Origin of the sequence: Lentzea nigeriaca, assembly GCF_016907955.1 — a bacterium.
In the GTDB taxonomy this organism is placed as follows: Bacteria; Actinomycetota; Actinomycetes; order Mycobacteriales; family Pseudonocardiaceae; genus Lentzea; species Lentzea nigeriaca.
The window spans coordinates 91,787-110,079 of record NZ_JAFBCX010000005.1 but is presented as its reverse complement, the minus strand read 5'-3'; the positions used below and the strand labels follow the sequence as shown (position 1 = coordinate 110,079).

The 18,293-nt window shown below is 69.5% G+C and carries 16 protein-coding genes; 10 read left to right on the top strand and 6 right to left on the bottom strand.

The window, feature by feature from the left end; all coding sequences use genetic code 11:
- Window positions 1–26: 26 nt before the first annotated feature.
- Genes JOD27_RS18540 through JOD27_RS18530 form a run of 3 tightly spaced genes read right to left on the bottom strand, consistent with a single transcriptional unit; the run spans window position 27 to window position 2,897 of the window.
- A complete protein-coding gene (locus JOD27_RS18540; RefSeq protein ID WP_204763493.1) occupies window positions 27–1,313 on the bottom strand; it encodes a cytochrome P450 family protein in 1,287 nt (428 codons plus the stop codon).
- Window positions 1,298–2,059 (bottom strand): Fpg/Nei family DNA glycosylase, encoded by a 762-nt coding sequence (locus JOD27_RS18535; protein WP_204763492.1) that lies wholly within the window; start codon window positions 2,057–2,059, stop codon window positions 1,298–1,300. Before JOD27_RS18535 ends, JOD27_RS18540 begins: the two co-directional genes overlap by 16 nt.
- On the bottom strand, window positions 2,052–2,897 hold the full coding sequence (locus JOD27_RS18530) for a ParA family protein (RefSeq protein ID WP_204763491.1): 846 nt from the start codon (window positions 2,895–2,897) through the stop codon (window positions 2,052–2,054). The genes JOD27_RS18535 and JOD27_RS18530 overlap by 8 nt, the downstream gene beginning before the upstream one ends.
- 33 nt (window positions 2,898–2,930) lie before the next feature.
- Here JOD27_RS18530 and JOD27_RS18525 point away from each other — a divergent pair, with 33 nt between their 5' ends.
- The 6 genes from JOD27_RS18525 (at window position 2,931) to JOD27_RS18500 (ending at window position 7,140) form a co-directional block, all read left to right on the top strand.
- Window positions 2,931–3,650, top strand: a complete 720-nt coding sequence (locus JOD27_RS18525) for a class I SAM-dependent methyltransferase (protein WP_204763490.1) — start codon at window positions 2,931–2,933, stop codon at window positions 3,648–3,650.
- Window positions 3,651–3,749: 99 nt separating this feature from the next.
- On the top strand, window positions 3,750–4,319 hold the full coding sequence (locus JOD27_RS18520; protein ID WP_204763489.1) for a sigma-70 family RNA polymerase sigma factor: 570 nt from the start codon (window positions 3,750–3,752) through the stop codon (window positions 4,317–4,319).
- The gene (locus JOD27_RS18515) at window positions 4,316–5,032 is read left to right on the top strand and encodes a class I SAM-dependent methyltransferase (protein ID WP_204763488.1); all 717 of its coding nucleotides are present in this window, start codon (window positions 4,316–4,318) and stop codon (window positions 5,030–5,032) included. Before JOD27_RS18520 ends, JOD27_RS18515 begins: the two co-directional genes overlap by 4 nt.
- An 83-nt stretch (window positions 5,033–5,115) precedes the next feature.
- Window positions 5,116–5,682 carry a sigma-70 family RNA polymerase sigma factor gene (locus JOD27_RS18510; RefSeq protein WP_239567653.1) on the top strand — a complete coding sequence of 189 codons (567 nt, stop codon included), beginning with the start codon at window positions 5,116–5,118 and terminating at the stop codon, window positions 5,680–5,682.
- A 52-nt stretch (window positions 5,683–5,734) separates the two neighbouring features.
- Window positions 5,735–6,412 (top strand): RNA polymerase sigma factor, encoded by a 678-nt coding sequence (locus JOD27_RS18505; RefSeq protein ID WP_204763486.1) that lies wholly within the window; start codon window positions 5,735–5,737, stop codon window positions 6,410–6,412.
- A 215-nt stretch (window positions 6,413–6,627) separates the two neighbouring features.
- The gene (locus tag JOD27_RS18500) at window positions 6,628–7,140 is read left to right on the top strand and encodes a sigma-70 family RNA polymerase sigma factor (protein ID WP_307830241.1); all 513 of its coding nucleotides are present in this window, start codon (window positions 6,628–6,630) and stop codon (window positions 7,138–7,140) included.
- Here JOD27_RS18500 and JOD27_RS18495 read toward each other — a convergent pair.
- The gene (locus JOD27_RS18495; protein WP_307830199.1) at window positions 7,121–8,431 is read right to left on the bottom strand and encodes a type I glutamate--ammonia ligase; all 1,311 of its coding nucleotides are present in this window, start codon (window positions 8,429–8,431) and stop codon (window positions 7,121–7,123) included. The genes JOD27_RS18500 and JOD27_RS18495 overlap by 20 nt on opposite strands.
- A gap of 12 nt (window positions 8,432–8,443) precedes the next feature.
- On the opposite strand from JOD27_RS18495, the gene JOD27_RS18490 reads away from it, so the two are divergent.
- The 3 genes from JOD27_RS18490 to JOD27_RS18480 all read left to right on the top strand — a co-directional run bounded on the left by JOD27_RS18490 (window position 8,444) and on the right by JOD27_RS18480 (window position 11,605).
- Window positions 8,444–9,550, top strand: a complete 1,107-nt coding sequence (locus JOD27_RS18490) for an amidohydrolase family protein (RefSeq protein ID WP_204763484.1) — start codon at window positions 8,444–8,446, stop codon at window positions 9,548–9,550.
- 35 nt (window positions 9,551–9,585) lie between these two features.
- Window positions 9,586–10,860, top strand: coding sequence for a DNA polymerase IV (locus tag JOD27_RS18485; RefSeq protein WP_204763483.1), 1,275 nt, complete (start codon window positions 9,586–9,588; stop codon window positions 10,858–10,860).
- Window positions 10,861–10,945: 85 nt separating this feature from the next.
- On the top strand, window positions 10,946–11,605 hold the full coding sequence (locus tag JOD27_RS18480; RefSeq protein ID WP_204763482.1) for a hypothetical protein: 660 nt from the start codon (window positions 10,946–10,948) through the stop codon (window positions 11,603–11,605).
- 542 nt (window positions 11,606–12,147) lie between these two features.
- Here JOD27_RS18480 and JOD27_RS18475 read toward each other — a convergent pair.
- Window positions 12,148–13,245, bottom strand: a complete 1,098-nt coding sequence (locus JOD27_RS18475; protein WP_204763481.1) for a DUF4034 domain-containing protein — start codon at window positions 13,243–13,245, stop codon at window positions 12,148–12,150.
- Between the two features lie 31 nt (window positions 13,246–13,276).
- Window positions 13,277–14,782, bottom strand: coding sequence for a M48 family metalloprotease (locus JOD27_RS18470; protein ID WP_204763480.1), 1,506 nt, complete (start codon window positions 14,780–14,782; stop codon window positions 13,277–13,279).
- Between the two features lie 242 nt (window positions 14,783–15,024).
- On the opposite strand from JOD27_RS18470, the gene JOD27_RS18465 reads away from it, so the two are divergent.
- On the top strand, window positions 15,025–18,177 hold the full coding sequence (locus JOD27_RS18465; protein WP_204763479.1) for a S8 family serine peptidase: 3,153 nt from the start codon (window positions 15,025–15,027) through the stop codon (window positions 18,175–18,177).
- Window positions 18,178–18,293 lie beyond the last annotated feature (116 nt).

Below are 18,293 nucleotides of genomic sequence, written 5' to 3'. Positions count from 1 at the left end.
ATGATTGCCGACTTCCAGCCAGGCCGTTACATCGGCTTCTGGACCTTCACCGTCATCTGCTCGTCCAGCGGCATGGCCGGCTTGGTCCGGAACGTCACCGGCAGCGTCCGCAACCCGCGGCTGCCCAGCGACACCCGCCACCCCAGCGGCTGCGTCACGTCCAGCGTCAGCCCAGCGCACCGAGACAGCAGCGTCCGGAACGCCACCTCGCCCTCCAGCCGGGCCAGCGGCGCGCCCAGGCAGAAGTGGATGCCGTGGCCGAACGCCAGGTGCTGGCGGTCCGCCCGTTCGATGTTGAGCTGGTCGGCTCGGGGGTAACGCGCGCTGTCGTGCTCGGCGGAGGCCAGGGACAGCAGCACGACGTCGCCCGCCGGGATCTGCACGCCGCCGATCGTCACCGGTCGGGCGGCGAAGCGGATCAGGTGCGAGGTCGGGCCGTCGAAGCGCAGGAACTCCTCGATGGCTCCTGGCAGCAGTGACGACGAGCGCTGCAAAAGCTCCAACTGCTCCGGGTGGCGCAGCAACGCCAGCGTGCCGTTGCCGACGAGGTCCACGGCGGTCGTGTAGCCGGCCACGAGCAGCAGGAACGCGAGAGAGGCGAGTTCGCGGTCGGTCAGCGCGGCCTCGCCGGTCGCGCGGGCCAGGGCCCCGATGAGGTCGTCGTCGCCGGACGTGCGCTTGTGCGCCACCAGGTCCTGCAGGTAGCCGGAGGCCTCCTCACGGGCAGAGGACGCGTCGCCGTCGGCCAGGCCGGTGACCACGTCCGCCCAGTAGCGGAAGTTCTCCTGGTCCACGGCCGGGACGCCGAGCAGCTCCATCAGCACGATGATCGGCAGCGGTGCCGCGAAGTCCGCGATCAGGTCGCAGCGGCCCGCGTCGGCGAAGGCGTCGGCCAGGGAGGCCGCCAGCGCCTCGACCTGGGGGCGCAGCGCGGCGATGCGGCGCGTCGTGAGCTCGCTCGACACCGCGCGGCGCAGGCGGGTGTGGTCGGGCGCGTCGCTGTTCATCATGTGGTCCGACAGGTCGCCGAACCACCACGACGCGAAGTGCGGGTGGCCGCGCAGGGGCTCGGCGAGCGCGGAGCCGTGCGAGGACAGCAGCGGGTTGTCCAACGCCGCACGCACGTCGGGGTAGCGGGTCACGAGCCACATCGGCACGCCGGAGGCCTCGACCCGGTGCACGGGACCGGCTTCGCGCAGGCTCTTCAGCACCGAGTACGGGTCGTCGGTGAAGCCGGGGCGCAGCGCATCCAGATTTACCGCCATGTCGGAGGACACGGCCAGGAGAGCGTCCCGGTTCAACCTGACTGGCATTTTGGGCAGAAGTACACGATTCTCGTCTCGAACTCGCCCGATCGGACCCTTGTGCCGCAACGCAAACACGGTTTGCCGGTGCGCTCGAAAACGTAGTGCTGGATGCGCCGGTCGCCGGTGGTGATCTGTTCCGGCCGCCACTGGTTCGCCTGCAACAGCTTGCGCGACAACGCAACCGCGCGTGCCGGGTCGACGGACGACACCGGTGCCGTCGGCAGAACGCCCAGGAGGAAACAGACCTCCGCGCGATAGAGATTGCCGACTCCGGCCATCACCCGCTGGTCCAGCAATGCGAGGCCGATAGGCCGCGAAAGGTTTTCGGTCAACCGCCGAACGGCCTCAGCGGCGTCGAAATCCGGCGCGAGTAGATCCGGTCCCAAATGAGAGATCAGCTCATCTTCGCGGGAGGTCGGCACGAACTCCATGTCGTGCAACGCGAACCCGATGGCCTGCCGGTCGTCCACCTCCAGCACCGCGCGGGCCTGGTGTGCGGGGCGGCGCCAGCGCTCGCCCGGCCGGTAGAGGTGCCAGGCGCCGTCCATCCGGAAGTGGCTGCGCAGGCTGTTGCCGTCGGAGAACCTCGTGAACATGTGCTTGCCGTACGTTCGGACGGCAACGACGTCGAGCCCTGCGAGGTCCAGTGTGGACAGTCGAGGGTGGCGCAGTTCGCCGCGCCGCAGCGTCTTCCCGGCCAACGCCTCGTGCATCCGGTGGCCGGCCAGGAAGACCGTGTCGCCCTCAGGCATCCACCGCCTCTTGGATCTCGTCGTCGTCGAAGTCGCTGTGCACGGCCCTGCGTCTGCTCCGCGAGATGCGCTGGATGCGGGCGAGCAGCAGGTTGAACGCCAGCGCCACCTCACGCGCTCCCGGCGTGCCCCACTCGTGGATCGGCATGCACGCGCCCTGGGCCTGCTGGACGGCGAGCCGGTCCGGCAACGCCACCGGCATCACCAGCGGGCCGAAGATGTCGCGCAGCTCGTCGATGCGGAACTGGTGCTCGTGCGACCGCGGCCGCACCCGGTTCACCACGACGCCCAGCGGCTGCAGGTCGGCGTTGTTCTGCTCGCGCTCGTTCTGCACCGCCTCGAACGCCCGCTGCACGCCCGCCACCGCGAACATCGTCGGCTCGGTGACCAGCAGCGCGCGGTCGGCCGCCACCAGCGCCGAGCGGGTCAGCTGGCCCAGCGACGGCGGGCAGTCGAGCAGCACGAGGTGGTACGGGAACTCGTCGTACATGTCCCGCAACGTGCGCAACGCGTCTTTCAGCCGGTGCAGCCGCGACTCGTTCGGATCCGGGTGGTTGAGCAGCTCGGCGTCCTCCGACCCGGACAGCACGTCGATGCCGTCGCCCCACCTGCTCGGGCGGATCGCCTGCTCGAGGTTCTCCTCGGACGGGTCCTGCAGGACGTCGTAGATGCTCGCCTTGGATTCCTCTGGCTCCAGCGTCGACGTGGCGTTGCACTGCGGATCAAGATCGATCACCAGGGTGCGGACGCCGCGACGGAGAGCGGCCGAGGCGAGGCCGAGCACCACCGTCGTCTTGCCGACGCCTCCCTTGAGGCTGAGCACGGACACCGTATGCACAGGCCCACTCTAGGGTCTCCTACTCTTACTGCCATGCGACCGGACGCCGTACACAGGGTGCTCGACGCCGAATTGGCCGCCGCACGCACGCGCAGGGGTGGGGAACCCCCGCGCGTTCTCGACGTGGGCGGTGGCAGCGGTGTCTGGGCCGTGCCCCTCGCCGCGGCGGGCTGCGCGGTCACGGTCGTGGAGCCCTCGCCGAACGCGCTGGCCACGCTGCACACCCGTGCGCGGGAGGCCGGCGTGACGATCAACGCGGTCCAGGGCGATACCGACTCGCTCGGCGTTCCCGCTGGTGAGGCCGATCTTGTGCTCGCGCACGGCCTGCTGGAGGTGGTCGACGACGCGGCGTCCGCGCTGTCCTCGCTGGCCGCGGCCGTCGCGCCGGGAGGAGCGGTGTCGGTGCTGGTCGCGAACAGGTTCGCGGCGATCCTGCATCGCGCGATCGCCGGCCGTATCGTCGACGCCCGGAGGTTGCTGGACGACGACGCCGGCCAGCTCGCGGGTACGCGTGACCCGTTGCAGCGCCGGTTCGACGTCCCAGGTCTTGAGAAGCTGGTTCTCGAGGCGGGGCTTTCTGTCGAGCTCCTGCAAGGTCACGGCATCGTTTCCGACCTCGTGCCCGGCGTCGTGCTGGACGCGAATCCGGGTGCCGCCGACGCGCTCGCCGAGCTGGAGCTGGCCGCTGCCACGCGGTCCCCGCTCAGAGACGTCGCCGCCCGCCTGCACGTGCTCGCCCGCCGTACCGCCTGAATCGTTTGCATTAGAGACTTTTATGGTCCTGATGAGTGGTCCCAAACGATTTCGCGGCGAAAAATAGTGGCTCCGCTGCCGACGTAGGGACCGACCGACATGGAGAGCTCCGACCTGCTGGCCTCATTGGTCAACGAGGCTGTTGCGGGTGACCGGCGTGCCGTCGAACAGCTGCTGGCGTCCGTGCGACCGCTCGTGTCGCGGTACTGCCGCGCGCGCGTCGGCCGCACCGAGCGCGCGTACGCGTCGGCGGACGACGTGGCGCAGGAGGTCTGCCTGGCGGTCCTGACGGCGCTGCCCACCTACCGCGAGCAGGGCCGGCCGTTTCTGGCGTTCGTCTACGGCATCGCCGCGCACAAGGTCGCGGACGCGCACCGGGTGTCGGCGCGCAACCGGTCCGAACCGGTCGCCGAGGTGCCGGACGGGCCGTCACTGGCCATCGACCCCGAGGAGAGCGCGCTGCTCGGGTCGCTGTCGGTGCGGCTGGGCCAGTTGCTGGAGGAGCTGCCGGACAAGCAGCGCGAGATCCTGCTGCTGCGCGTGGTGGTCGGCCTGTCGGCGGAGGAGACGGCCGAGGCGGTCGGTTCGACGCCGGGTGCGGTGCGCGTGTCCCAGCACCGGGCGCTGGCGAAGCTGCGTACGTCCGTGGGGGTCGAGGAGCTGATTTGACCGGGGCGTTCTACGACGGGCTGGCCGGGACGTACGACCTGATGTTCCCGGACTGGGACGCGTCGATGGCCCGCCAGGCGTCACAGCTCTCGGAGTTCATTCCCGCCGACGCGCACGTTCTGGACTGTGCGTGCGGCATCGGCACACAGGCCATCGGGCTGGCTATGCGTGGCTACGACGTCGTAGGGGCCGACCTGAGTCCTGTGGCGGCGTCTCGGGCCGTTGTGGAGGCCTCTGCGCGTGGGGTGTCGTTGCCCGCGTTGGTCGCGGACATGCGGTCGCTGCCGTTCGCCGATGCCTCGTTCGACGTCGTGCTCGCAGCGGACAACGCTCTGCCGCACCTGTTGACCTCGGACGACATGCTGGCGGCGTTGCGTGGGATGCGCCGTGTGCTGCGGCCGGGTGGTCGGCTCATCATCTCGACGCGCGACTACGACGAGATCCGGCGTGAACGGCCGTTGTCGACACCACCTTCCGTTGGACCTGGTCGAACCGTGTCGTTCCAGCTGTGGCATTGGGACGGCGACCAGTACGAGCTGGAGATGTTCCAGCTGGCCGAATCCGAGCAGTGGCGCGTCGTCGTTGGGAAAGCACGATATTGGGCGATTACTCGTGACGAAATCACCGAATTGGCCGAGCGTGCGGGCTTTGGTAACGCGGAGTGGTTGCTCCACGCCTATTACCAACCCCTGATGATTGCTACGAACGGGTGACGTTTGAAGTTTCTCCCTACTTTCCGCATAAGGACCGACGTGTCGCACGTCTCTCCTGCGGGATGTCGAAGAGGGGACTTCGGATGGAGAGTTCGGCGTTATCCGCGGAACTGGTCAACCAGGCTGTGCAGGGTGAGCGCAGGGCCATTGACCAGCTACTTCGCTACCTGCGTCCGCTGGTCGTGAAGTACTGCCGCGCGCGAGTGGGGCGTTCGGCGACAACCGCGGACGACGTCGGGCAGGACGTGTGTCTGGCCGTGTTGACGGCGCTTCCGACCTACCGGGAGCAGGGCAGGCCCTTCCTGGCGTTCGTCTACGGCATCGCGGCGCACAAGGTGGCCGACGCGCATCGGGCGCTGGCTCGTAACCGTGCGGAGCCGATGGCGGAGGTGCCCGACCAGGCTTCGCGGAGTGCCGGGCCGGAGGACTTCGCCCTCCAGGCCGAGCTGAACGGGACCATGGGCGACCTGTTGCGCCTGCTGCCGGAGAAGCAGCGCGAAATCCTCGTGCTGCGCGTCGTGGTGGGTCTTTCGGCTGAGGAGACGGCGGAGGCCGTGGGGTCGACGCCGGGCGCCGTTCGCGTCGCTCAGCACCGTGCGCTCGGGCGGCTGCGCAAGGAAATAGCCGCAGCGGTTATACCGATCGGGTGAATCTCGTTTGGTCTGCGTGGGGTGAATGCGTCCAAACGACATACCTATGGGCATGAGGGGTTCTGACGCGGCGCAGGCGGCCGAACGGCTGCGCTTCGACGGGGTGCTGGTGCAGCACTTCCGCGAGTCAGGACTGACGGGGCCGCGCTGGGACCAGTTCCACCGCCGGCTTCTCGGGCACGGACTCGCGATCGTTACAAAGCTCGTGCGGTCGGGGGCCATGTTCTCCCGGTGCGGCCGTCACGGCCGGCACCTGCAGCAGCAGGTCATTCCGCCGCAGGAAGCCGAGGAGCTGGCGAGCGACGCGGTCTTCGAGGGGTTCGTCTACTTCTGCGATCGCGGGCTGCTCGGCAGGCAGTGGTCCGTCGAGCACGGTCAGCCGTTGAACGAGTACTTCGTCAACGCGTGCGTGCTGGCGTTCCCGAACGTCTACCGGCGCTGGCAGACGCGGATGAACAGCTGGCGGGACGTGGACCTGCTGGACTCTTTCGCCTCACTCGAACAGGTCGTGACCGAGGGGACCCCCGAGGACGCCGTCGTGGAGCAACAGGCCGTGAACGCGGTGTTCGAGGCCCTGAGCGAGGACAGCCGCAGGTTGCTGATCCTGCACGACCAGGGCTACTCGCACGCGGAGATCGCGGAGATCACGCGTCTCACCCCACGCGCTGTCGAAGGGCGAATCCGGCGCGCCCGGCTCACCGCACGTCAGCGCTCAGAAGAGGATCGGTGATCTGCGTGGAGTTCACACCCGCTCTGCATCGCAGGGTTCCCGCGGGGGCCGTTGAACGGTCGTCGGTCGGTGGGCCCGTCGACGTCTCGAAGGGGACCCTCGACGCGTTGGTCGAGCGGACTGCGGGCGTTGGCGGTCAGGAGCCGGTCGATCCACCCGCGCCCTCGTACTACTCGCGCAAGCCCGAGGCGGCCGACGACCACGTCGCGCGCGCTGTGGCCGGGGATCGTGCGGCCATCAACCGGCTGCTAGGGACCATCAGGCCGTTGGTCGTCCGGTACTGCCGTGCGCGCGTTGGATCGTTCGCGTCGGCAGATGACGTCGCGCAGGACGTGTGCCTCGCCGTGCTGACGTCGTTGCCGTCGTATCGCGATCAGGGGCGTCCGTTCCTGGCCTTCGTCTACGGGATCGCGGCGCACAAGGTCGCCGACTCGTACCGGAGCTTCGCGAGGAACCGCGCGGAGGCCGTGGCGGAGGTGCCGGAGTCGACCGACACCGAAGCTGGACCCGAGCAGCGCGCGATGCAGGGGGAGTTGTCCGAGCAGATGGCTGCTCTTCTGCGCGTGTTGCCCGAGAAGCAGCGCGAGATTGTTGTGCTGCGTGTGGTGGTGGGGTTGTCCGCGGAGGAGACGGCGGAGGCGGTCGGTTCCACGCCCGGTGCCGTGCGGGTGGCTCAGCACCGGGCGTTGACGCGGCTGCGCAAGGAGATCAGTGGCGCCAGCGAGTGACGTTGGCGATGCCCTGAGGGCTCGCGTCCTTGTACCGCTCCATCTCGCCGCGCCGCACGTCGGCGATCGTGCCCGCCAGCTCCTTGCCGAACGCCTCGGTGAGCACGGCGTCCTTCTCGAACTCCTCGACGGCTTCTTTGAGCGAGGTGGGCAGGCGCGGGATGTCGTCGAGCAGCGCCGGGTCGACGTTGAGGCCCTCGGGGAGGCTCGCCTGGGTCGCGATGCCGTCCAGACCGGCCGCTATGACGCCCGCGACCACGAGGTACGGGTTCGCGGTCAGGTCGAAGCACTTGATCTCGAGGTTGTCCCGGATCAGGCGCAGCGCCGTTTCGCGGTTCTCCTCGCCCCACGCCACGAACGGTGCCGACCACGTGTGCGGCACGAGCCGTAGGTAGCTCGCGAGAGAGGGACTGCCGATGGCGCACAACGCACGGATGTGGTGGAGGACGCCGGCGGTGAACTGCTTGGCCTCGTCGTGGAAGCCCTCGAAGAGGTTCGTGCCGTCGCGCCAGAGGCTGAAGTGGAGGTGGCCGCCGTTGCCGACGCCGCCGTTGACCACCTTCGGGGAGAACGACGGCCGCAGGCCGTGGCGGAACGTGACGGCGCGGATGGTCTCTTTCACGAGCACCGCGGTGTCCGCTGCCGCGAGCGGGTCTTCCGGTGCGGTGGAGACCTCGAACTGGCCGGCGGCGTACTCGGGGTGGAACTGGAGGACCTCCACGTCCTGCTGGTCCAACGCGTTGAGGACGTCCACGCAGTAGTCGGACAGCTCCACCTGCCGTGCGTGGCCATAGGCGGCGCCGCTCGTCGCGGGCACCCAGTCGTCGGTGTCCGGCTTGCCCACGCACCACTCGATCTCGAAGCCCGCCTTGGCGCTGAAGCCCCGGTCGGCGAGGTTCCGCTGCGCCTTGCGGGCCTGCAGGCGCTGGTCCATCGGGTACGGGACGCCGTTCTGGAAGTGACGATCGGCGGGCGCCCAGGCCCAGCCGGGCTGGCCCGCGAGCACGGTGATGCGGTCGAGGTCCGGGTGCAGGCGCAGGTCGCCGACAGGGCCGCCGGCGAAGCGCCCCTGGATGATCCAGTCGTCGAACAGGAACACGTCGAACACCGGTGACGCGCCCACGCCGTGCGCTGCCGCGTGGGCCAGTCTGCGCAGCGGAACGGATTTCGTCCGGGTGATGCCGCTGTTGTCCACCCAGGTGAGCGCGACGACGCGCACGTCCCTGGCGTTCAGACCGTCGAAGAGTTCCGTCGCCCGGTCGAACCGCTGGTCCCGTTCCGCAGAGTCCACGATCCTAAGGTTATGGCCATCTTGCCGTTCGTCGCCGAACTCGGGCTGATAGATCACCATTGCCACGGCGTGTTGCGCGCCGACAGCACGCGTGAGGAGTTCGAGTCGCTGCTCCTGGAGGCCGACGGGGTGGCGCCACTCGGCGGGTCCTTCTTCGACTCGGCCATCGGGTTCGCGGTGCGGCGGTGGTGCGCTCCGCTGCTGGACCTGCCCCGGCACGCGTCCGCGGAGGAGTACCTCGAACGGAGGAATTCTCTGCACATCACCGAGGTGTCGCGGACGTTCCTCATGGCCTCCGGGATCCACACGTTCCTCGTGGACGGAGGGTTCCAGCCGGAGCGGTTGCTCGCGGCGGGGGAGCTGGCGTCGCTGGCCGGCGCGGTGTCGCACGACATCGTGCGGCTGGAGCATCTGGCGGAGGAGCTGTCCGCGGCTGCGACGGAGACCGAGTTTCTGCACCAGCTGCGTCAGCGGCTGCGGGCGCCGTCCGTGGTGGGGGCGAAGTCCGTTGCGGCGTACCGGATGGGGCTGGCGCTGAGCGGTGAGCGGCCGTCCGAGAGCGAGGCGTTGCGGGCGATGAACGTCTGGCGGGCGCGGAATCCCGGGCCGTTGAAGGATCCGGTGGTCATCTCGTGGCTGGCGTGGGAGGCGTTGGACGCGGGGTTGCCGTTGCAGTTCCACGTGGGCTATGGCGACTCGGACATCGATCTGCACCGTTGCGATCCGTCGTTGTTGACGCCGTTCCTGCGCGCGACTTCGGGCTTGGGCGTGCCGATCCTGTTGCTGCACAACTACCCGTTCCACCGGCAGGCCGGGTATCTCGCGCAGGTGTTCCCGCACGTGTTCTGCGACCTCGGGCTGGCGACACACGGTCTGGGGCATCAGGCGTCGCGCGTGTTCGCGGAGGCGCTGGAGATCGTGCCGTACGGCAAGTTCCTGTTCTCGTCGGACGCGTTCGCACTGCCCGAGTTGTACTACCTCGGCGCGTTGCTGTTCCGGCGCGCGTTGTCCGACTTCTTGGCCGATGGTCTGCACCGTGACGCGTTCCTCGAGGACGACGCACACCGGATCGCGCGACTCATCGCGTCGGAGAACGCAGCGCGTGTGTACAAACTGTAGGATCCCTCTCGAACTCACGTTCGAGAGGGGTGTTCATGGGTCGCAGTGCGAACCTGCCACGCGGCCTGCGCGATCGGTTCCGTGCTCGTGATGGTGTCTGGCCCGACGACACGGGCTGCCGGATGCTGCACGTCGACATGGACGCCTTCTACGCGTCGGTGGAGATCCGCGAACGCCCCGAGCTTGCTTCGGTGCCCGTCGTCGTCGGTGGCATCGGGGGGCGTGGCGTCGTCTGCTCCGCCAACTACCTGGCCCGTGAGTACGGCGTGCGCTCCGCGATGCCGACCGCTCATGCCCGTCGCCTGGCGCCGCACGCCGTGTACCTGCCGCCGCAGTTCGACCTGTACCAGGAGGTCTCGCGCGGTGTCATGGCGATCTTCCGCGACATCACGCCGTTGGTGGAACCGTTGTCGCTCGACGAGGCTTTCCTCGACGTCGGCGGGGCTCTGCGGCGGCTCGGCCTGACGCCGGGTGGGGTGGGGGAGCTGATCAGGTCGCGGGTGTTCGCCGATCACGGAGTCACCTGTTCGGTCGGGGTGTCGTCGACGAAGTTCCTCGCCAAGCTCGCCTCCGGCATGTGCAAGCCCGACGGCATGATGGTCGTGCCCGCTTCTGCCTCGCTGGACTTCCTGCATCCCCTGCCGGTCTCGGCGTTGTGGGGTGTTGGCGCGAAAACCGCTGCACGCCTTGAGGAACTGGGCCTGGAGACCGTCGCCGACGTCGCGGCCACCCCTCTGCCTCGGCTGCGTCGCCTGATCGGTGTGGCGCTTGCCGAGCACCTCCACGCTCTGGCGGCCGGCGTCGACGAACGCGCCGTGGTGCCGGTGACGCGGGAGAAGTCGATCGGCGCCGAGGAAACGTTCGAGGTCGACCACTACGACCGCGCGTTGTTGCGCCGCGAGCTGCTCCGTCTCTCCGAACGCTCCGCGGGTTCGTTGCGCGCCAAGGGTTTGCACGGCCGAACGGTGTCCATCAAGGTCCGCTTCTCCGACTTCACGACGATCACCCGCTCGCGCACCCTGCCCGTGGCGACGGACGTGACCCAGGAGATCTACCGCATCGCGGCCGAGCTCCTCGACACCCAGGTACCACCCGGCGCGGTCCGCCTGATCGGCGTCCGAATAGAGGGACTTGACAACGCCGACTCCGCCCAGCAACTGATCTTCGACGCCCCGGAGCGCGGCTGGCGCGAAGCAGAACAAGCCGCGGACCAGGCCCGTTCCCGCTTCGGCTCGCTGGCGGTTCGTCCGGCCTCACTGCTCGGCAACAGTCCAGAAAGGACAGCAGAGTTCGATCCCAAGCCCGAGTGATCGCGACTTGTCCACAACCCGCGAGTTATCCACAACTTCCCCGCCCCGAGGTCCACCCCACCCCCACCCACCCCACCATGAACCCATGCGCCACCCCATCGACCTCGAAGCCCTGGGCACCCTCTTCGACCACCGAGTAGCCCCGACAGCCGCCCTCCTCCACGTGGGCCTGACCGCACCCCTGGTGGAGTCCCGCTGCCGCCCCGGCGGCCCCTGGCAACGCCTGCTACCCGGCATCCTGCTGCTGAGCCGGGCAGGCCCCAGCCGCACCCAGCTGGTCCACGCGTCCCTCATGTACGCGGGCGAAGGCGCCATGCTCACCGCCTTCGACGCACTCTGCCTGCACGGTATGAAGTCCGCGATCCCACTGCTGGGCGCGATCCACGTCCTGGCCCCACGCCGCTCCCGAGCCCTGGGCTACGGCGCCCTGCGCGTGGAACGCACCGACCGCCTCCCCCGCCCCGTGGTCCGCAGAGGCTTCCACGTGGCCCCGCTGGAACGAGCGGCGATCGACGCGGTCCGCCGCACCAAGTCCATCCCGGACACCAAGGCCATCCTGGAGGAGGTGAGCCACTTCGTAGGCGCCCAGGCCCTCCGCACGGAACTGGCCCTGGCCCCGACCCGCGGCACCGCCCTGGCTCGCAAACTCCTGGGCGAATCGCCGGCCCGCCAACTTGAACGCGCGGTGATGGAACGCCGCCCGCTGTCCGTGCCCTCGGCCCGCGTGCCGATGGCGGTGGGCTAGACCCGTCTGTCCCACCCCGAAAACCGGCCTGGCGCGCATCCCTGCTGTGCGTCAGCGTCCGCGTAGCCGGTCACGTGTGAGGGCGCCTGCCCTGCTGGCCATGTGCGCGGCTGCCGGTGCGAGCTCGGTTCCGGCAGTCACGCACTCAACCTGCGCGTGACGTACGAGCACGTCCCGCCCTGCCCGAGGCGATCTCGGTTCGGCGCAACGCCCGGCAGGCGCCAACGCAGCGCTTCAGCCTGCCGTTCGCGAGCCACCGCCGCCCGACAGCCCCGCCACACCAACCCCGTAGCCCGCCGACACCAAGCCCGCAGCTCGCCAGCACCAACCCGATAGCCGCCGACGCTGAACCCGCAGCCCGGCAACACCAATCCCTCAGCCCGCCCCCGCACCCCAGGCAGGCGCGCAGCCTGCACCCGAGGCAGCTGCCCGCGCGCGAGGGCACCCCGCAGCCGGCAACACCGAGCTCGCGGCCCGCCCCTCGCACCCGAGGGCGGCCCCCACCCCCCGGCCCCGCACCCCCGAGAAAGGAGCCCACACCCCTACCGGACCGGAGCCTTGATTCCCTTGCCCTTGGCCATCTTCTGGACCGCGACCCCGCGCTGCGCGAGGAACGTGAGCCGAGGTACCTCGTAGTAGTCCCAAGGTCCAGCATCCGCCAAGGCCCCGAGAGCCCGGAACTGTCCCACCGCCTCCTCGAACCGCTGCAGCTGCATCAAAGCGAACGCCGCGTACCCGCGGTCATCACGAAGCGCGTACGTGTCCGCCCCCTCATCCGCCAACCGATCCAACAAAGCATCCAAGGAGGCAACCACAGCAGGCGACTTCCACATCTCCGGATCAGTGCTGTCAGCCTCGTACGCGGCCTGCAGAGGCCAAGCCAGGAACTTCGGCGACTTGGCGGCGGCCTCCAGGGCGAACTCCAGCGCCAGCTCGTTCGACCCGTGCCACTTGCGGCACCAGTACTGCAGGGCCTGCAGGTGTCCGTTGTGGTGCAACGGGTCCCGGGCCATCAGCTCGGCCCACACGGCGCGGAACTCGTCGTGCGGCATCTGCAGGCCGCGCGCGAGGGTCAGCATCGTGTTCCACGGGGTCGGGTCGTCCGGCAGGACGGAGGCTGCCACCGTGGCGGCCTCGCGGGCCTCGAACAGCACGCGGTGGAAGCCCTCGAACTGCTCGCGCGTGGTTTCGGAGGCGGCGGCGTTGCCGCGGATGTCCCAGGCGAGGGCTACCAGCGCCTTCGCGTGCACCACGATCCAGTGCGGGTCGCCGGGGCGGGCGGCCTGCCAGGCGGACATCCACGTGTCGTCCTTGGCGGCGAGGTCGGCCAGAGCCCACACGACGCGTTCTCGGCGGTCCCAGTCGCCGAGGGTGGCGGTGACGAGGTCGGCGGCGTTCTCCCAGTTGCCGGCGCGGACGTCGTCCTTCACGGCGGCCAGGGCCAGGTCCTCGATCGGGGACGTGGAGGTCACGTCGGCGTCGGGGACCAGGCCGTAGCGCTCGGGGTGGGTTTTGGGCAGCACGTGGGCCGCGACCACCTCGGGCGGGAGTTCGTCGATCTCCATGCCCAGGCGCTTGGCCTCGCGCATCAGGCGGATGACGGCGATGAGTTCCTTGGGCTTGAAGAGAAGGGAGAGCACCACGAGATACCTCCAGTCAGAGCACGTGAAGTCAGTGCGCGGGGCGGTAGTCGGGGGCTACGCCGGCCATGGCCAGTGCGGTGCGCAGGCCTTCGGTGCTGCCGTGGTCGGAGACCGCGGTGTCCAGGTGGGTGGCCATGTCGAAGTCGTCGGAGGAGGTGACGAATGTCGTTCGTCCCAGCCAGTCGAGCTCCCAGCGGGCCAGGCCCGCGTCGGAGAAGGCGAGCGCCACCAACGCCGACAGCTCGGGCAGGACCTCGCCGCGGGCCATTTCGCGGCGGGCTCGCACGCCGGCGTTCTTGTTGCCAGGGGTGTAGGAGCCGAGGTCGGCCAGCCGGCCCGCGTCGAGGGCGTTGAGGACGGTCGTCAGCGACGGCGGCTGGTTCATCGCCGCGGCGGCCGCGTTCAGGAGGCGTTCGGTGCCGTGCACGACACGGGCTCGGGCACCGATGTGGCTGAGTGTGGCCCAGTCGACGCGTTGCTTGGCGTGGGCGTCGGACTTCAGCGAGTTGAGCACGGCGGAGTCCAGCAACGGCATCGGGTCGGTGAGCAGCTCGACGGCGGGGCGGTCGCCCCAGCCCGACTCTGGCTCCAGGGCCAGGGCGTCGATGGCGGCGATGCGCTCCTTCAGCGGCGGGTGCGAATCGTACGGGCCGCGATCCGGGTCGGACGGGTGCTGGCGGATCTCCTCCAGCTCCTCGTGGAGTTCCGGGGAGGTGCGCAGGCGGGCGAAGCCTTCGAAGAACGTCGTGGGGAGGTAGCCGAGGTCCCAGGCGACGGTCAGATGGCGGTCGGTGAAGAGGTCCCACGCGGCGTCGATCACCGGCAGTTCGCGCAGTGCGGACGAGGCGGCCGACGAACCGGCCAGCTGCGCAGAGAAGCGGTCGGCGGCGAACTCCTGGCGGCGGCTGATGGCCTGGGAGACGCGGAGGTACAGCTTGGCGTAGCCCTGGAACAGCTTGGCGATCAGGCGCTGGAACCAGTGTTCGGCGTTCATGTGGGAGCCGGCGCGCAGCATGGCGGCGCGCCCGGAGACGACGACGCCGGCCAGGCGCGTGTCCTTGTTGGCGTAGTGCCCGAGCTCGTGCGCGAGCACGGCGATGAGCTGCTTTTCGGTCAGGGAGGTGAGCAGGGGAGCACCGATGAACATCCTGCGCTTCAGCACGCGCAGACCCAGGAACCGGGTGTCCTCGGCGACGCCGGCGTTCACCGCGGCGAGGATCCGGATCTCGTCCGGCGGGCGGGTTCCGAGGTCGGCGGCCAGGCGGCGGACGAGGTCCCAGAGCGCGGGCTGGTCCGCGGGGGTGACGAGGGTGCCGGGCACCTCCTCGGTCTCCCGGCGCTCCAGCGAGACCAGGCCCTTGACCAGTGCGAACACCACCGGGACGACGAGCAGTGCCAGCTTCAGGCCGACGAACGGCCGGTTGATCAGGGCGAACGTCTCCAGCGCGAGGAGTCCGCCGATCAGGCCGACGGCGAGGACGTAGAAACCGACGAGCAGCGCGACCGCGATGGCAGCACGGATCGAAACACGCATGAGCAGAGCGACCTTCCCCCAGTGCCGCGTGCAGATGGCGGCAGGACGCAGTGTGCATGATGGACGATCACGACTCAACGCCGAATGAACGGCAGGTCTGTCAACCGGTCGATCGGTCACTCCGCCTACGTCTGCGGGATGAGTTCCGCGACCACACCTCCGGTCCACAGAAGGAGGTGAGGTGACACTCGGTGTCCCTACGGTCACTCGGGCAACACCTCATCGAACACTGGAGGTAGCCAGTGAGAGCAGGACAGAGAGGTGCCCGTCGGGGGATCGCCGCGCTCGCGTTGTCGGCGGGTCTCGTCACTTCGGTGACGGCGGCTGTCGCACACGCGGAGGCGCCCGCACCGGGACACAGCGGCCAGAGCAACCAGAGCGTCACGCTGATCACCGGTGACCGGGTGGAGCTGGCCGGCGACCGGGTCGTGCGGTACGTGCCGGGGCCGGGCCGGGAGAAGCTCGCCGTGCGCACCTTCACGCAGGCCGGGCACCAGCACGTCGTGCCGGCGGACGCAGTGGCGTTGGTGGCGGGCGGAAAGCTCGACCAGCGGCTGTTCGACGTGACGTCGTTGGTGGAGTTCGGCTACGACGACGCGCGCCGCGACAACGTTCCCGTGATCGTGCGGCCGGCGGCGGGCGCACGATCGGGCATCAACGTGTTGGGCGCCAAGGAGTCCGTGGCCGACCTGGTAACCGGCACGGCCGAGAAGTCGGGCAGTGCCTGGGAGTCGCTGCGCGGCGGCGCGGCCGAGAAGGTGTGGCTCGACGGCGTCCGCAAGGTGGCGCTCGACCGCAGCACCAAGCAGATCGGGGCGCCTGAGGCGTGGCAGGCCGGTGTCACCGGCAAGGGCGTGAAGGTCGCCGTGCTCGACACGGGCGTCGACGAGAAGCACCCGGACCTGCAGGGCAAGCAGGTCGCCGAGAAGAACTTCACCACCTCGCCGGACAACACCGACGAGGTCGGGCACGGCACGCACGTCGCGTCGACGATCGCCAGCAAGGGCGAGAAGTACCGCGGTGTCGCGCCGGATGCGGAGATCCTCGACGGCAAGGTCTGCGAGCCGGGCGGCTGCACCGAGTCGGCGATCCTCGCCGGCATGCAGTGGGCGGCCGAGCAGGGTGCGCACGTCATCAACATGAGCCTGGGAGGAGGTGACACGCCGGAGATCGATCCGCTCGAGGAGGCCGTCAACCGGATCTCCGCGCAGACCGGCGCGCTGTTCGTGATCGCGGCGGGCAACTCGGGCCGGCCGGAGACGATCGGGTCGCCCGGCAGCGCCGAGTCCGCGCTGACCGTGGGTGCCGTTGACCGCGCCGACGGCATCGCGCCGTTCTCCAGCCGTGGTCCCGCCGCGGACGGTGCGGTCAAGCCGGACGTCACCGCGCCCGGCGTCGACATCGTGGCGGCCGAGGCCGGAAAACAGGGCCACGTCGCGATGTCCGGCACGTCGATGGCCACTCCGCACGTCGCGGGTGTCGTCGCGCTGCTCAAGCAGCAGCACCCGGACTGGACCGGCACGCGGCTCAAGGCGACGATCATGGCGTCGGCGAAGGCCAATCCCGCGCTGAAGCCGTTCGACCAGGGCGCCGGACGGGTGGACGTGCCGAAGATGCTGGCGCAGCAGGTGGTCTCCGAGCCCGCCAACATCAACTTCGGGCTGCAGCAGTGGCCGCACGACGACGACCAGAAGGTCGTCCGCGAGGTCACCTACCGCAACGGCGGCAAGGACCCGCTCACGCTCGACCTGACCGTCGACGTCACCGGACCGGACGGCAAGCCCTCGCCCGCCGGTCTGTTCGCGGTGTCCCCGGCGAAGCTCACTGTTCCTGCTGGAGGCGAGGCCAAGGCCACGATCACCGCTGACACCAAGGTGAACGCGGCCGACGGTGCCTACAGCGGCGCGGTTGTCGCGTCGAACGGCCAGCGCACGCTGATCAGCGTCAACCGTGAGGTCGAGAGCTACGACGTCGGCGTCTCGGCGCTGGGCCTCGACGGCAACCCGGCGGCCGAGCACGGCACGGTGTTCATCAACACCAGAACCGGCAAGTTCTACTCGGGACTGGCCAAGAACGTCCGCCTGCCCAAGGGCGAGTACATCGTGGACAGTGCGATCTTCACACAGGACAAGAAGGTTCTCTTCCTGGTGCAGCCCCAGTTCGTGGTGAACGGGAAGGCCGCGATCACGGTCGACGGGCGCAAGGCCAAGCCCGTCGCGATCAAGACGCCGGACGCCGCCGCCAAGGGCATGGTCGGCACGATCTCGTACACCACGAAGGTGGCGGGCCAGCCGTCCGGCTCGGGTTGGGCGTTCTTCGGCGGCCTGGCGGGCAACGTGCTCACCGCGCAGCTCGGACCGGACGCACCAGGCTTCTCGGTCACGATCGCCGAGCAGTTGCAGGGCACGCCCCGGGACGAGAAGACGCCGGTGAGCTATCGCCTGATGTGGACCCGGAGCGGCATGCCCACCGGGTTCGAGCGCACCGCCAAGCCGAACGAGCTCGCCGAGATGACGAGCACCTTCCGCCCGGCAGGCGCGGGCTACCGCCACGGCGTCGCGGTGGTGCCGCACCCGATCGACGGCAGCGGCGGCTTGGCCTGGTACGCCCCGGTACCCGACAACGGCCGCGCCGTCGACTTCGTCAACACCACCGGTGGCAAGTGGAGCTGGATGTACGACCGCATCGCTCCTGAGGACATCCGCGAGTACTCGACGGAGACCCCGGCGAAGTCCTTCAAGGGCGGCAAGAAGTACGCGCAGGCGTTCGGCAGGGCCGTCCTCGGCCCGTCCGTCCCGGAAGCTCCCGGCTTCGGTCTCGCGCGGTTGGAGGACCAGATCGCGGTCAGGGTCCCGCTCTTCACCGACGGCAACGGCGGTGAGGGCCGGTCCGGCACCGGTACGGCGACGACCACGTTGTTCCACAACGGCACCAAGCTCGGCGAGCAGCCCGAGCAGGGCGCGGTCTTCGACGTGCCGGCCGCCGAAGGCTCCTACCGGGCGGAGATCGAGCACAGCCGCACCGCCGAGGTGTCCACGAAGGTGAGCGGTGCCTGGACGTTCAAGGCCAAGCACACGACCGACGTGACGCACCTGCCGCTCTCGGTGGTCCGCTTCCTGCCCAGGCTCGACGACCAGGACACCGCCCACGGCCGTGTGCTCGTCGTCCCGCTGAAGGTCGAGCAGCAGCAGAACACGCCGAAGGTCAGGCGCGTCACCGTCGAGGTCTCCTTCGACGACGGCGCGACCTGGCAGCAGGTCCCGGTCGCCGGTGACCGGGCGATCGTGAAGCACCCGAACGGTGCGAAGTTCGCGTCGCTGCGCGCCAAGACGGCGGACGCGGCGGGCAACACCGGCGAGGTGACGATCATCCGCGCCTACAAGATCGCGGGCTGATCAACCGCGACGCGCGGGCGGGAGCCGTGCCCCGTCCGCGCGTCCTCGCCGTGAGCGCGAACTGAGACGACCTCGCGCGGCGGCGTCACGCTCCGTCCAGAACGCTCGAATGGGTC